Source organism: Stenotrophomonas sp. NY11291, assembly GCF_023277365.1.
GTDB lineage: Bacteria > Pseudomonadota > Gammaproteobacteria > Xanthomonadales > Xanthomonadaceae > Stenotrophomonas > Stenotrophomonas geniculata.
In genome coordinates, this window is record NZ_CP096975.1 from 4,481,257 (window position 1) to 4,495,594 (window position 14,338).

Annotated in this window: 16 protein-coding genes; 8 read left to right on the plus strand and 8 right to left on the minus strand. The window is 67.5% G+C overall.

From position 1 onward, the window contains the following. Window positions 1-33: 33 nt before the first annotated feature. Genes aroQ through accC form a run of 4 tightly spaced genes read left to right on the plus strand, consistent with a single transcriptional unit; the run spans window position 34 to window position 2,816 of the window. Complete coding sequence (aroQ, locus tag M1L61_RS20925; RefSeq protein WP_049452975.1) at window positions 34-483, plus strand: type II 3-dehydroquinate dehydratase; 450 nt, start codon at window positions 34-36, stop codon at window positions 481-483. Beyond that, entirely contained in the window at window positions 480-905 is a 426-nt protein-coding gene (locus M1L61_RS20930; RefSeq protein WP_049452977.1) for a lysozyme inhibitor LprI family protein, read from the plus strand. The genes aroQ and M1L61_RS20930 overlap by 4 nt, the downstream gene beginning before the upstream one ends. 53 nt (window positions 906-958) lie before the next feature. Next, window positions 959-1,438 carry an acetyl-CoA carboxylase biotin carboxyl carrier protein gene (accB, locus tag M1L61_RS20935; protein ID WP_010481080.1) on the plus strand — a complete coding sequence of 160 codons (480 nt, stop codon included), beginning with the start codon at window positions 959-961 and terminating at the stop codon, window positions 1,436-1,438. A 10-nt stretch (window positions 1,439-1,448) separates the two neighbouring features. Further along, the gene (gene accC / locus M1L61_RS20940; protein ID WP_010481079.1) at window positions 1,449-2,816 is read left to right on the plus strand and encodes an acetyl-CoA carboxylase biotin carboxylase subunit; all 1,368 of its coding nucleotides are present in this window, start codon (window positions 1,449-1,451) and stop codon (window positions 2,814-2,816) included. 141 nt (window positions 2,817-2,957) lie between these two features. On the opposite strand, the gene M1L61_RS20945 is transcribed toward accC, so the two are convergent. Together M1L61_RS20945 and M1L61_RS20950 are read right to left on the minus strand one after the other, a co-directional pair. Next, complete coding sequence (locus M1L61_RS20945) at window positions 2,958-3,332, minus strand: hypothetical protein (protein ID WP_010481078.1); 375 nt, start codon at window positions 3,330-3,332, stop codon at window positions 2,958-2,960. After that, a complete protein-coding gene (locus tag M1L61_RS20950) occupies window positions 3,329-4,294 on the minus strand; it encodes a hypothetical protein (protein WP_010481077.1) in 966 nt (321 codons plus the stop codon). Before M1L61_RS20950 ends, M1L61_RS20945 begins: the two co-directional genes overlap by 4 nt. Before the next feature lie 163 nt (window positions 4,295-4,457). Between M1L61_RS20950 and prmA the strand changes: the two genes are divergently transcribed. From prmA to fis, 3 genes are all read left to right on the plus strand, one after another. After that, the gene (gene prmA, locus M1L61_RS20955) at window positions 4,458-5,378 is read left to right on the plus strand and encodes a 50S ribosomal protein L11 methyltransferase (RefSeq protein ID WP_010481075.1); all 921 of its coding nucleotides are present in this window, start codon (window positions 4,458-4,460) and stop codon (window positions 5,376-5,378) included. A gap of 42 nt (window positions 5,379-5,420) precedes the next feature. Further along, window positions 5,421-6,191, plus strand: coding sequence for a DUF3426 domain-containing protein (locus M1L61_RS20960; RefSeq protein WP_248854060.1), 771 nt, complete (start codon window positions 5,421-5,423; stop codon window positions 6,189-6,191). Window positions 6,192-6,304: 113 nt separating this feature from the next. Beyond that, window positions 6,305-6,580, plus strand: a complete 276-nt coding sequence (gene fis / locus M1L61_RS20965; protein WP_005419706.1) for a DNA-binding transcriptional regulator Fis — start codon at window positions 6,305-6,307, stop codon at window positions 6,578-6,580. 148 nt (window positions 6,581-6,728) lie between these two features. On the opposite strand, the gene M1L61_RS20970 is transcribed toward fis, so the two are convergent. Genes M1L61_RS20970 through M1L61_RS20995 form a run of 6 tightly spaced genes read right to left on the minus strand, consistent with a single transcriptional unit; the run spans window position 6,729 to window position 12,529 of the window. After that, window positions 6,729-7,724 carry a phosphatidate cytidylyltransferase gene (locus M1L61_RS20970; protein WP_010481069.1) on the minus strand — a complete coding sequence of 332 codons (996 nt, stop codon included), beginning with the start codon at window positions 7,722-7,724 and terminating at the stop codon, window positions 6,729-6,731. Next, window positions 7,721-8,350, minus strand: a complete 630-nt coding sequence (locus tag M1L61_RS20975; protein ID WP_010481067.1) for a lysophospholipid acyltransferase family protein — start codon at window positions 8,348-8,350, stop codon at window positions 7,721-7,723. The genes M1L61_RS20970 and M1L61_RS20975 overlap by 4 nt, the downstream gene beginning before the upstream one ends. Before the next feature lie 13 nt (window positions 8,351-8,363). Next, the gene (locus M1L61_RS20980) at window positions 8,364-8,801 is read right to left on the minus strand and encodes a hypothetical protein (protein ID WP_010481064.1); all 438 of its coding nucleotides are present in this window, start codon (window positions 8,799-8,801) and stop codon (window positions 8,364-8,366) included. Then, window positions 8,798-10,102 carry a phosphatase PAP2/dual specificity phosphatase family protein gene (locus M1L61_RS20985; RefSeq protein ID WP_248854802.1) on the minus strand — a complete coding sequence of 435 codons (1,305 nt, stop codon included), beginning with the start codon at window positions 10,100-10,102 and terminating at the stop codon, window positions 8,798-8,800. The genes M1L61_RS20980 and M1L61_RS20985 overlap by 4 nt, the downstream gene beginning before the upstream one ends. A gap of 23 nt (window positions 10,103-10,125) precedes the next feature. Further along, the gene (locus M1L61_RS20990) at window positions 10,126-11,877 is read right to left on the minus strand and encodes a bifunctional alpha/beta hydrolase/class I SAM-dependent methyltransferase (protein ID WP_248854061.1); all 1,752 of its coding nucleotides are present in this window, start codon (window positions 11,875-11,877) and stop codon (window positions 10,126-10,128) included. 34 nt (window positions 11,878-11,911) lie between these two features. Next, a complete protein-coding gene (locus M1L61_RS20995) occupies window positions 11,912-12,529 on the minus strand; it encodes a CDP-alcohol phosphatidyltransferase family protein (protein ID WP_019338967.1) in 618 nt (205 codons plus the stop codon). 223 nt (window positions 12,530-12,752) lie between these two features. Here M1L61_RS20995 and purH point away from each other — a divergent pair, with 223 nt between their 5' ends. After that, window positions 12,753-14,336, plus strand: a complete 1,584-nt coding sequence (purH, locus tag M1L61_RS21000) for a bifunctional phosphoribosylaminoimidazolecarboxamide formyltransferase/IMP cyclohydrolase (RefSeq protein WP_248854062.1) — start codon at window positions 12,753-12,755, stop codon at window positions 14,334-14,336. Window positions 14,337-14,338 lie beyond the last annotated feature (2 nt).

Sequence of the window (14,338 nt, forward strand, 5' to 3'; positions counted from 1 at the left end):
CAGACTGCCGCCCTTTCCTGTCTTCCGGATCCCATGGCGAAGCTGCTGGTCCTGCACGGCCCCAACCTCAACCTGCTCGGCACCCGCGAGCCGGAGGTCTACGGCCACACCACGCTGGCCGACATCGACCAGGCGCTGGCGGCCCAGGCCTCGGCCGCCGGGCACGCGATCGAGAGCCTGCAGTCCAATGCCGAGCACGTACTGGTGGACCGCGTGCAGGCCGCGCGCGACGACGGAACCGCTTTCATCCTGATCAACCCCGCCGCCTTCACCCATACCTCGGTGGCCCTGCGCGATGCGCTGGCGGCGGTGGCGGTGCCGTTCATCGAGATTCACCTGTCCAATCCGCATACCCGCGAACCGTTCCGCCAGCACAGCTACTTCAGTGACAAGGCCGTGGGCGTGGTCTGCGGCTTCGGCGCCGACAGCTACCGCTACGCGATGGACGCGGCGCTGCTGCGCGTGCAGGCGGCCCGCGCGTGAACGTGCTGCCGCGCGTGCTTGCCGGCGTTCTGGCGTGGGCCGGTCTCTGCGGTGCGGCCACGGCGTTCGACCGCAAGGACGAAGGCATCGACTGCGCACGTCCGACCACCACGATGGAGAGCGACCTGTGCGCCTCGGACGTGGCCGCAGCCGCTGATGTCGAACTCAATGCGGTGTATGCACAAGCCCGGCGCCAGCTGCGCACACCCGCCAACGGTGGCGGCTGCAGCTATTGCGGCGATGCCGAGCAGCAGCTGGTCCTGGCCCAGCGTGCCTGGATGCAGCTGCGCGACCACGACTGCAACGCCGTCTATGCCCTCAATTCCGATGGCACGGCGCGCAACGGCGCACAGATGCGCTGCCTGATCACCCTCGCGCGCGACCGCACACGGCAGCTGCGCGAGTTCTACGAACTGCTTTGACCCGAGCGCGATGCGCTTCCCACCACACTGACATCAAGAGCAAAGAGGCCACCATGGATCTCCGCAAAATCAAGAAGCTGATCGACCTGCTGGAAGAGTCGAACCTGGCTGAAATCGAAATCAAGGAAGGCGAAGAGTCGGTGCGCCTGTCGCGCGCCCCGGTGGCCGGCTATGCCGCCCCGGTCGCCGCCCCGGTGTATGCCGCTCCGGCTGCTCCGGCGCCGCAGGCGATGCCGATGCAGTCGCCGACCGAAGCTTCCACCGGCGGCACCGCCAAGCCGGGCCCGGCACTGCCGGAAGGCCACGTGCTGCGCTCGCCGATGGTCGGCACCTTCTACGCCTCGTCCGCTCCGGACAAGCCGGCCTTCGTCACCGTGGGCCAGCAGGTCAAGGAAGGCGAGACCCTGGCCATCATCGAAGCGATGAAGATGTTCAACCCGATCGAAGCCGACAAGTCCGGCACCATCGTCGCCATCCTCGGCGAGAACGGCCAGCCGGTGGAATTCGACCAGCCGCTGTTCGTGATCGGCTGAGGGGCACGCCATGCTCGACAAAGTCGTCATCGCCAACCGAGGGGAAATCGCGCTGCGCATCCTGCGCGCGTGCCACACCCTCGGCATCCGCACGGTGGCCGTGCACTCCACGGTCGACCGCAACCTCAAGCACGTGGCCATGGCCGACGAGTCGGTCTGCATCGGCCCGGCGCCGTCGCCGCAGAGCTACCTCAACATCCCGGCACTGATCGCCGCAGCGGAAGTCACCGACGCCCAGGCCATCCACCCGGGCTACGGCTTCCTGTCGGAGAACGCCGACTTCGCCGAGCGGGTGGAAGAGTCCGGCTTCATCTTCATCGGCCCCAAGGCCGACACCATCCGCATGATGGGTGACAAGGTCGAAGCCATCCGCGCGATGAAGTCCGCCGGCGTGCCGTGCGTGCCCGGCTCGGGCGGTCCGCTGGGCGAGGACATCGTCGCCAACACCAAGATCGCCCGTGAGATCGGCTACCCGGTCATCATCAAGGCAGCCGGTGGCGGCGGTGGCCGCGGCATGCGCGTGGTGCACGCCGAAGCCTCGCTGAAGACCTCGATCGAAACCACCAAGAGCGAGGCCAAGGCCGCGTTCGGCAATGGCGAGGTCTACATGGAGAAGTTCCTGGAGAATCCGCGCCACGTGGAGATCCAGGTGCTGGCCGACGGCCAGGGCAACGCCATCCACCTGGGTGAGCGCGACTGCTCGATGCAGCGCCGCCACCAGAAGGTGGTGGAAGAAGCGCCGGCGCCGGGCATCACCGCCGAGCAGCGCGAGCAGATCGGCAAGGTGTGCGTGGAAGCCTGCATCCGCATTGGTTATCGCGGCGCCGGCACCTTCGAGTTCCTGTACGAGGACGGCCGCTTCTACTTCATCGAAATGAACACCCGCATCCAGGTGGAACATCCGGTCACCGAAATGGTCACCGGCATCGACCTGGTGGCCGAGCAGCTGAAGATCGCCGCCGGCCAGAAGCTGTCGATCAAGCAGAGTGACGTGGTGCTGACCGGCCATGCCATCGAATGCCGCATCAACGCCGAAGATGCAGAAACGTTCGTGCCGAGCCCGGGCACCATCACCGGCTTCCATCCGCCGGGAGGCCCCGGCGTGCGCGTGGACACCCACATCTACAGTGGCTACCGCGTGCCGTCGAACTACGACTCGATGATCGGCAAGCTGATCGTGCACGGCCCGGACCGCGAAACCGCCATTGCCCGCATGCGCGTGGCACTGAGCGAAATGGTGGTCGATGGCATCAAGACCAACGTCGCCCTGCAGCAGCGGATCATGCGCGACAAGGGCTTCCAGGCCGGTGGCCAGAACATCCACTACCTGGAAAAGCGTTTGGCCGAACGCAAGAACAAGCCGATCGCGCTGACCTGATCGGTGCCCGGTGCTGGACATGAAAAGGGCGGGGATATTCCCGCCCTTTTCGCGTTCTTGCGGTAGCGCCGGGCCATGCCCGGCGGCTTTCCATTGCGACCGTCCACCCGCCGGGCATGGCCCGGCGCTACCGGTGTGGCATCAGCGCTTGTCGGCCGCTTCGGCCGGAATCTGCGAGTTCGCCAGCGGACGCACGCCATTGGGCGAGGTCGGGTCGACGATCACCATGGTCTCGGTCGAACCATCCGGCCACACCACCTGGAAGGTGCTGCCCGCCGGCAGCGACGCGAACGGCATGCCGCTCTGCGCGCGATAGACCGCGGCCACCTGGCTGGCACCGGCACGGCGCACGTCTTCCTGCGCCTTCACCGTGGTCAGTTCCACCTTCGACAGATGCCGGTAGCGATCTTCATAGGTATCGATCATCAACAGGCCAACCGCGCCAGCCGAGTAGGCCACGAACAGGGCCACCCAGAACCAGAACTTGGCCCCGTGCAGGAATCGGCGGTAGTTCATTGCTCGTTCCTCTTTCCAACCAATCGCTTGATCCATTCCTTCATCTTCCCAGCGCCCTGCCGCGATACCGCAGCGTCATACACGAAATCCCGGAAATCCTGCGTACCATCCTGCGAACAGATCCCTCCGTTCGCACAAAAACTGTTGACCAGCACACTGTCTGCCCCACACGGTAGACCGAGTTCGCAGGCCGCAAGCCGCCAAGCGAGTTCACTGAGCTGCTCGCCCGCCACCAGGCCGTTGAGCGCACGGTCACCCGAGGCGCGCACGCCCATGCCCGGTGCGATCGCCATGAAGGCCTCCGGGTCGCGCGAGGTGCGCACCCGTTCAACCAGGTCACGGCGGTACTCGGGGCTGTCCTGCAGCGGCTCTCCCTCGGCGAACAACGCAGCCTCTGCAGCCAGATTGCCTTGCGCGGCCGCCTTGCGACGTTCGGACAGCACCAGGGCCGTGCCCAGCTTGTCGCCCGGCACGAAACCACCACAACGCTGCGCGACGCGTTCGCGCGCCTGCACCATCGCCGGCGCGGCGGTCAGGCCCAGCCCGGCCAGCACGTTGTTGTCCAGGCGGTAGCCACCCGGATCGACCGCGTACTGCGCGCAATAGTCATAGACACGGCTGAGCATCCAGCGCGCCTCGTGGTTGCCTTCGTCCGCCTGCACACGCAACCGCTGTGCATAGGCATACAGGTCGGTGGCGTCTTCGATATCGGCGCGGAGATCCAGGGGCAGCCCGGACGGCAATGCATTGCCACGCTCGAAGGGTGCCAGGCGGCGCGCGAGCGCCTCCGGCATCACCGGCAGCGGCGCCGCACTGTCAGTGGCTGCCACCCCACCTGCCAGATCCGCCGACGCCAGCGAAGAGGTCGCGGCATGGCCGCTGGCCCGATAACCGGCCACGCCCAGCACGGCCACGGCCGGCAGTACGAGCAACCAGGTTTTCAGGGTCGGAGCGAAGGCCATCGGCGGCGGTGAGCGATGCGGCGGACAGGAAAGCACGAAGTTTAGCAAGGCCCGACGGGCCTGTCTGAACGGGCTTCGTTCATCTCGGAGCGGCATCTCAGGCGATACGGAGACGCCCCGATGGTCTAGCATGGCCCCCTTTCCTGCGATTGCCCCCACCGCCATGCCGTTTCTGGAACTGACCCTGCGTTGCACCGAAGCTACCCAGCCCCGCTATGAGAATGCGCTGGAGGACGTCGGCGCACTGGCCGTCACGCTGCTTGATGCCGAGGCCGATACCAGCAACGAACAGGCCATCCTCGAGCCGGGCGTGGGCGAGACCCCGCTGTGGGACACGCTGGTGCTGAGCGCGCTGTTCCCCGCCGACAGCAACGCGCTGTTGCTGCTGGCCGCACTGGAATCCTTCGATCCGGAACTGGACTGGAGCAGCGGCAGCTTCCGCGCGGTCGAGGATGAAGACTGGGAACGCGCCTGGATCGACCAGTTCCAGCCGATGGACTTCGGCAGCCGTACCTGGATCGTGCCGTGGAACCATGAACTGCCCGATGCCGCACAGGCCGCCGATGCCGCCGTGGTGCGGCTGGACCCGGGCCTGGCGTTCGGTTCGGGCACCCACCCGACCACCGCACTGTGCCTGCGCTGGCTGGACCAGTTGGCAGTCGATGGCCTGCTGCAGGGCCAGCGCGTGCTCGACTTCGGTTGCGGCTCGGGCATCCTCGCACTGGCCGCGCTGAAGCTGGGCGCCGCTGAAGCCATCGGCGTGGACAACGATCCGCAGGCCCTGGTCGCCACCGCCGACAATGCCGAACGCAACGGCGAACAGGCCCGCATGCACGTGTACCTGCCGCAGGACGAACCGGTCGCGACCTATCCGATCGTGGTCGCCAACATCCTCGCCTCGGCGCTGGATGCGCTGGCCGAACTGCTGGCCGCGCGCGTCGCTGCCGGTGGCCGCATCGCCCTGTCCGGCATCCTGCATGGCCAGGAAGGTGAACTGCTGCAGCGCTATGCGGCCTGGTTCGACGATCTGCAGGCCACCCAGGATGGCGACTGGATGCGCATCACCGGCGTGCGCCGCGCCTGATCGTGGTTGAATGACCGCTGGATCCGAGCCCGCGCCCTGAGCATGTCCGAGCCGAACCCACCGCGCCGTCCCCTGGCCACCTTCCTGCGCACCGCGCCGGAAGGTGAGCCCGCGCCTGCGACCGATGCGCGCATGCAGGACGAAGCCGGGCACACAGCGCCTGTGGAGCAGATGCCCGTCGAGCCCATCGACCTGGCAGGCCCACCGGCGACAGAAAGGCGACACGACGATGACGTTGTCATCGTTGATGAAGCAGCGGCCATCGAACCGGCGCCGCTCGCGGTGCAAGCAGCAGCGGCCGCCAGTGATGCCCCCAGTTTCCTGGGCAGCACGCGCGCACGCACGCTGCCAGCACCCCGCTGGCACTGGCTGCTGGTCGCCGGGCTGGCATTGCTGCTGGTACTGCAGAGCGTGCTGGCCGACCGCGCGCGGTTGGCCGCCGACGCCGGCAACCGCGCGTGGCTGGGCACGCTGTGCGGCGTCCTGCACTGCAGCCTGCCGGCCTGGCACGAACCCACGGCGTTCACCATGACCAGCCGCGAGATCCGGCCGCTGCCCGGGCAGGCCGGTGTGCTGCAGGTGCAGGCCAGCATCCGCAACGACGCACGTTGGGCACAAGCGTGGCCAGACCTGCGCCTGTCACTGTCCGATGCCGATGGCCGGGTGATCGGCAGCGGCGTGTTCACGCCCGCGCAGTACCTGGGTGAGAACCCCGGCGCAGCCCTGCTGGAACCGGGCCAGAGCGCACGCGTCGCGTTCCGGGTACAGGAGCCCGCCGCATCCACCGTCGCATTCACCTTCGACTTCCTCTGACCGGGAGAGGCGACCAGCCGTGGCAGGCCGGGCACGCTCGCGCTAGACTGGCCGCCACCACCTCGTCCGGCCGCGCGCTCCGCGCGCACGGGCCAACCGAATCGGGAACCCCCTTGAACGCTGTCCTTTCTCGTCCTGACAACAGTCGTGGCGCTCCCCGGCCACCGCTGCGTGAACACGTCGCCCAGTCCGTGCGCCGCTACCTGCGTGACCTTGATGGCTGCGATGCGGACGATGTCTACGAGATCGTGCTGCGCGAGATGGAGATCCCGCTGTTCGTGGAAGTGCTCAACCACTGCGAAGGCAACCAGAGCCGCGCCGCGGCGATGCTTGGCATCCACCGTGCCACCCTGCGCAAGAAGCTGAAGGAATACGGCATCAGCGCCTGAGCGCACCGATGTGTAGAGTCGAGCCATGCTCGACTGCTCCTGCGCCGGGCAACACGTGAAAGGCAGTCGAGCATGGCTCGACGCTACAGAAGCGGGTCAATGCCGTTCCAGTAGAGCCACGCCATGCGTGGGTGGACGCCCGGCGGAATCAGCCACCCCCGCCCGCCTTCCAGTAATACCGCACCACGTGGAAGAACACCGGCGCGGCGAAGCACACCGAATCCAGCCGGTCGAGCATGCCACCATGGCCCTCGATCATGTGGCCCCAGTCCTTGATGCCACGATCACGCTTGATCGCCGACATCACCAGGCCGCCCCAGAACCCCATCAGGTTGATCAGCAGCGACAGGCCGAACGCCTGCAGCGGCGTGAACGGGGTGATCCACCACAGCGCCGCACCCAGCGCGCTGGCACTCAGCACGCCGCCCACGAAGCCCTCAACCGTCTTCGACGGCGACAGCTTCGGCGCGATCAGGTGCTTGCCCAGCAGCTTGCCCCAGATGTACTGCAGCACGTCCGAGGACTGCACCACGATCACCAGGAAGGCGAACAGCAACACGTTGCGCGACGGATCATGGCCGGGCACGTGCAGGTTCAGCAGCAGCGGCACATGCGAGATGCAGAACACGCAGATCATCAGCCCCCACTGGACCTTCGCGGTCCGCTCCAGGTAATGCGTGGTATCACCACCGATGGTCGACAGGATCGGCAGGAACAGGAACGCATAGACCGGAATCAGCAGCGTGTACATGCCGTACCAGTCGATCCACACCAGGTAGTACTGCCACGGCAGGACGATGTAGAACGCGGCCAGCAGCGCGTAGTAGTCGCCCGAGCGGGTCGGCGCCAGGGTGATGAACTCGCGCAACGCGAACAGCGAGATGATCGCGAACAGCACGATCACCCCGGCACGTCCGAAGAACAGCGCCAGCCCGACCACGATCGCCATCACCCACCAGGCGCGGATGCGTGACACCAGGTTGGCGATGACTGCACTGGGCTGGCCGCGCTGGCGCCAGCGCAGGGTCTCGGCCACCAGCGTGGCCAGCACCAGCACCGCGCCGACACCAGCAAACAGCAGGCCGGTCTGCTGGCCGACACTCTGCGTTGCCAGATCGCCAGATACATCCAACACGAAACTCATGCACGACCTCCATTCGGCGCCAGGTCCAGCAGCGCCTGCCGGCTGCGGGCCAGGAAGGCGGCCTTGTCCTCGTCGGCCTGCAGTCGCAACGGCGTACCGAAGGTAGCCGTGCACAACAAGGGCAGCGGCAGGAAGCGGCCCTTGGGCATCACCCGCTTCAGGTTGTCGATCCACACCGGCACGAACTCCAGTTCCGGCCGCTGCCGCGCCAGATGGTAGATGCCGCTCTTGAACGGCAGCAGCGGCTCGTCGCCGACATTGCGCGTGCCTTCCGGGAACAGGATCAGCGAACAGCCTTCATCGACCGCTTCGCGCAGCACCTGCAACGGGTCCTGCTGGCGATGCCCGGCCTCGCGCTCGACCAGCACGCCGTTGAACACCGCGTCGATCAGGTAGCGGCGCAGGCCGTCGCGCTGCCAGTACTCCGCCGCCGCCACCGGACGCACCTGGCGGCGCAGGGCCAGTGGCATCGACGACCAGATCAGCACGAAGTCACCGTGGCTGGCGTGGTTGCCGTAGTAGACGCGGTGCTCGCTGGACGGCGCGCAGCCGATCCACAGCGCGCGCGCGCCGGTCACCACATGGATCGCGCCACTGCAGGCGCGGGCAATCAGTTCGGCGAACATCCATCCCTCCCGTTCACGTCTGCGGCCACAGCACGGCCAGCAGCACCAGCACCAGCTGCACCGCCGTCAGCAGGTACTGACGCAGCAGCAGACGGCGCATGCCGGCCCATCGCAGATCCCATCCCCGCGACGGTTCCGCGCCCGGTGTGCGGCGCAGGCCACTGTCATGCAGCAGCCGGTCGATGCGTTGCGCCGCGGCCTCATCATTCAAGCCTTCATCGCGCAGCAGCTGCAGCAGGCTGGCATCGAGTGCCACCCGCCACGCGTGATAGGCCTGGGCGACGCCTGCCACCACGCTGAGCAGCATCAGTCCGGCGGCAAGCATCGCCAGCCCGGGCTCGATGCCGAGCAGCAGCAACGCCACCAGCAGCAGCCCCAGCGACAGGCCTGCCGGCCAACGCCCCTGCCGCAGCAGCAGCTGCATGGTCGAAATATCAGGCGTGGTGCTCATGCAGGGTCTCCGGCGGCAACGGTGATCGCACGCAGGTGCGCCTTGCCCAGCACGATGCCAGGACGCGCAGAACGCACGATCGCTACCGCCGCATCGGCATCAGCCGCGCGACCACTGCGCAGCAGCCAGGTCGCCACGCTGGCGGCACTGCGCGAATAGCCCAGTGCACAGCACACCAGCAACGGTCCCTGCGCACGCAGGCGCTCGATGGCCTCGGCTGCCTCGCGCAGCTGCTCCGGTTCTGGCACCACCAGGTCCAGCATCGGCACGCTGGCATACCCGGCGCCCGGCGCGCGGCAGGACAGCTCGGCACAGGCATCGACCACGCCCACCAAGGGTGCCGGCAACGCCGCGCAGGGAATCCGCCCCAACCACACGCCGTCCAGCACCGGCACCGGCTGCGGCGCACGCCGCGTCCACAGCCGCGAGTTGATCCAGGCGGCGCCCACGTACGGCGCCAGCAGCCAGCGCGCCGCCATGGTCAGGCGACCATCAGCGCGCTTCTGGAACACCGCCGTACCCAACCCGGCATACGCCAGCGCCACCAGCAGCAACGACACCACCGGCCACAGCAGCCACAACGCCACGCCGCGCAGCATCACCGCCGGCGCCAGCAGCAGCATCGCCCCCAGCAGGTACAGCACTGCCAATCGCCAACGTTTGGCATCACCCGCAGTACGCCAGGCGCGCAGCGGCGGCGTGCCCTGCTCCGGCCACAGCCATACGCACAGCCAGCCGGCCAGCAGCCCGGTCGGGATGTCGATGAAATGGTGCTGGAACGTGGTCAGCACCGAGACACCGATCAGCAGTGCCCACACATGCAGCACCCAACGCCACACGCCGTGCAGGTACTGCGCGAACTTCACCCACAGCACGATCAGCAGCACGATGTGCAGCGATGGCGCCTGGTTGAACGGCTTGTCGAAGCCCAGCAGCACATCGAACAGCCAACCGAACACGCCGCCGATCTCCGGCCGCTCGAAACTGAAGCGCAGCGGCCACAGCAGGAAGCAAGTGACCGCGATCAGCTGTGCACTGAACAGCCGCAGCGCATGCCGGTCCAGCTCCAACCGTTGCCGGCACAGGAAGAAGGAGACCGCGTAGAACAGGTCGATCGACCAGTAGGGCACGATCGTCCACGGCACGAACGGAATGCGGGTCTCCCAGGCGAACGCCATCACCGGCAGTTCGGCATGGCGACCAGCCATCCAGTTGGCGAAGCCGTAGCTGGCGAAGAAGAACGGGCCCAGCAGGGCCAGCCACAGCAGGGCGCGCCGCCAGGGGCGCCCTTCCGCGGCCAGTGGGGTTGCGGCCAGCGTCGCCATCACGCGGTCCGGCGCGCCAGCGACACGGTGAAGATGCCGAAGTCATCGATGCGCTGCGCCACCTTCTCGAACCCGGCCAGGCGCACCAGCTCATCCATCTCCTGCTGGGTACGGCGGCGCATCACCCACGCGGCGCCGCCTCGATGGCTGGTCAGCGCGCGGGCGATGAATTCCAGCTGCGGGTGCCAGGGCTGGCCGGTGTAGGCCAGGTAGCCGCCCACCGGTACGGTTGCGGCGATGCCCTGCAGCGAGCGCAGCACGGCGTCGTTGTCGGGGAATAGTTCGTACAGGCCCGATACCACCGCCAGCGTAGGCGCCGGGTCCACCGCCGCCAGTTGCGCGGGATCGAACGCATCGCCCTGCTCGAAGTGGGCGATGTCGGCTGCACCGAGGCGCTCGATCAAGGCCTGGCCCTGGGTCACGTTCAGATCACTGAAATCACGCAGCACGATGCGGTCGGCGCGCTGTTCGCCCTGGCCCAGCGCTTCCAGCACATAGCGGCCATGGCCGGCGGCCACGTCCAGCACGCGCACCGGCGTGCCCTGCCCGCGCAGTCGCTGCGCAGCATCGCGCAGCAGTTCCTGCAGGTGCTGGCCGCGCACACGGATGCCGCGCCAGCCGATCGCATCCAGATAATTGCGATCGACCATGCGCCCCAGCGGGCCCTTGCCGCGCGCTTGGTCGCGATAGATGTAGTCCAGCGTGCTGCCGGAATCGAAACCGGTCTGCAGGCCCAGTGCGATGCCTTCGGACAACGTGCCGCCGAAACGCAGGCCGCCACGCACCACGCGCCAGCGCAGGTCGGCCAGGCTGTTGCGTTCCGGTGGCCAGGCCAGGATCTCCGATTCCTCGAAGGTCGGCCCATGCCGGTGTGCGTCACGACGCGACAACTCGCACAGCGGTTCGGCGAAGCGCGCCTGGATGAAACTGCGGATGCGCGCCAGTGCCGGCGCGCGATCACGTTCGCCCAGCGTGTCGTGGAAGAAGCCCGGCAGGTGCACGCGCTCCTTGATCGGGCTGGACAGGCGCTCGTAGAAGCGGTCCTGCGGGCCACGATGCACGACGAAGTCCGAGCCGGACACCAACAGCTGCACCGGCACGCTGATCGCCTGCGCATCGGCGACGATGCGGTCGGCCGCTTCGTACAGGCCCAGCAGCACGCGCACCGAGATCGGGCGGGTGATCAGCGGATCGGTACGATAGCTTTCCACCCGTGCCGGGTCGTGGGTCAGCCACTGCGGCTTGACGTAGCTGTTGACGAAGAAATTGCCGCGCAGCTTCTGCATCAGCGCCAACCCAGCGCGTGCGAACGGCACGTACAGCTTCACCTTGAAGGCGGGCGAAGCCATCACCAGCGCACGCAGGCGCGGCGCGTAATCGTGCACCCAGGTCGCGGCGACCACCGCCCCCACGCTCTGCGCGATCACCACGATGTCTTCCACCGCGATACCGTGCTCGGCGCCGATGTGGGCAATGAAGCTGTCCAGGTCACGCACCAGCGCCGGGAAGCCCGGTGCATCGCCACGTGCGCCCGGCGAACGGCCATTGCCGCGCGCATCCCAGGCGAAGAAGGCGGTGTCGGGCAGGTCCAGCTCATCGACCAGGTGGGTGACCCGGCCGGAGTGCTCGTGGCCGCGGTGCAGCAGCACGATGGCCTTGGTGGCCGGGGTTGCGGTGGTGCCCGCCCAGTACCGGTAGAACAGCGGTACCTGGTCGAAGCTGTGGAATTCCCGTTCCTGCGCCTGACGCATGCAATCTCCTGATTGTCTTTTTGTATCTGCTTGATTAATTCGGCGAAACCGCCGCTTCCCGCAGTCCGCGACGGACGCGGTTGATCATCGTCAGCACGCACAACACTGCCATGGCTGCAGCCACGCCGCTGACCGTCAGTGCACCGCCCCAGCCGAAGGCCAGCAGCAAGCCCAGCGCACCGATCACGAAGGCGCGGTCGCTCTTGCCCATCGGGCCGTCATAGCGGCGGCTGGCACCGACCATCAGCCCCAGCACGCCGGCGTACTCGCTCAGCGCCGCCGTCCAGGCCAGCAGCCACAGCGCCTCCGGGCGCACGCCGGGTACGCTGAGCAGGCTCAGGTACAGCGCCGCATCGGCGATCACATCGCACACTTCGTTCAGATAGGCGCCCAGCCGCGATTGCTGGCCGAATTCGCGCGCCAGCATGCCGTCCACCGCGTTGAGCGCCATGCGCAGCAGCATCCACAACGGCAGCAGCAGATACAGCAGAGGCTGGGCAGGCGCGCAGCACCACACGGCCGCGGCCACCAGCAGCGAGACCACGGCAGCGGCCACGGTCACCGTATTGGCAGTGATCCCCATGCGGAACAGACCGCGTACGGCTGGACGCAACAGGTCCTGGAAACGTCCCTTCAATGCATAGATCGACATGATCCGTACCCGCTGATCCTTGGCAGTGCGGGCACAGCCTACCCCATCGTTGGCAGATTCCGACAACCCGGCTCTGGTCCGCAGCCCAGACTCCGGATCGGGCCGGATCGGTGTGCCCGACCCGGCCTTACGCCGATTGCCACGGCAAATTACCCCTTCCAGCGCCCGCCACGGGCCCCCACCGCCTACAATATCGGCCCCGCTCCGCTGCCGATTCTGTCCCATGACTGCTGATCTGTTGCCCGTCCGCCGGGCCCTCCTCTCCGTTTCCGACAAGACCGGTCTGGTCGAGCTGGCCACTGCGCTGGCGGCACGCGGCGTGGAGCTGCTGTCCACCGGCGGCACCGCCAAGGCGATCCGCGATGCGGGCCTGGCCGTGAAGGACGTGGCCGAGGTCACCGGTTTCCCGGAAATGATGGACGGCCGCGTCAAGACCCTGCACCCGATGGTGCACGGTGGCCTGCTGGGCCGTTCGGGCCTGGATGATGCGGTGATGGCCGAGCATGGCATCGGTGCCATCGACCTGCTGGTGCTGAACCTGTATCCGTTCGAGTCGGTCACCGCCAACGCCGACTGCACCCTGGCCGACGCGGTCGAGAACATCGACATCGGCGGTCCGGCCATGCTGCGCTCGGCGGCCAAGAACTTCGCCCGCGTGGCGGTGGCCACCGATCCGTCGCAGTACGCCGAACTGCTGGCCTCGCTGGCGGCCAACGACGGCCAGCTGTCGGCCGCCACCCGCTTGACGTTCTCGGTGGCCGCGTTCAACCGCGTCGCCCAGTACGACGCGGCGATCAGCAACTACCTGTCGGCGGTCACCGCCACCGACGCCGCCGTGCCGACCCGTGCCGAGTACCCGGCGCAGATGAACTCCACCTTCGTCAAGGTGATGGACCTGCGCTACGGCGAGAACCCCCACCAGAGCGGCGCGTTCTACCGCGACCTGTACCCGGTGCCGGGCACCCTGGCCACGTTCCAGCAGCTGCAGGGCAAGGAACTGAGCTACAACAACCTGGCCGATGCCGATGCGGCGTGGGAATGCGTGCGCCAGTTCGATGCGCCGGCCTGCGTGATCGTCAAGCACGCCAACCCGTGCGGCGTGGCCGTCGGTGCCGGCAACGGCGATGCCTACGAGCTGGCCTACGCCACCGACCCGACCAGCGCCTTCGGCGGCATCATCGCCTTCAACACGCCGCTGGACGCTGCCACCGCCAAGGTCATCCTGGACCGCCAGTTCGTGGAAGTGCTGATCGCCCCGGATTACGAGCCGGCCGCGCTGGAATACGCGCAGAAGAAGGCCAACGTGCGCGTGCTGCGCATCCCGCATGGTGATGGCCTGAACAACTTCGACAGCAAGCGCGTCGGCTCGGGCCTGTTGCTGCAGTCCTCGGACAACCGCGGCATGACCCGCGATGAGCTGAAGGTGGTCAGCAAGCTGGCGCCGACCGACAAGCAGTTCACCGACCTGCTGTTTGCCTGGAAGGTGGCCAAGTTCGTGAAGTCCAACGCGATCGTCTATGCGAAGGACAACCGCACCATCGGTGTCGGCGCCGGCCAGATGAGCCGCGTGTACTCGGCCCGCATCGCCGGCATCAAGGCCGCCGATGCAAACCTGGTGGTCGAGGGCTCGGTGATGGCCTCCGATGCGTTCTTCCCGTTCCGCGACGGCATCGATGCCGCTGCTGCCGCCGGCATCAAGGCGGTCATCCAGCCGGGCGGTTCGATGCGCGATGCCGAAGTGATCGCCGCCGCCGACGAACACGGCCTGGCCATGGTGTTCACCGGCGTGCGCCACTTCCGCCACTGATA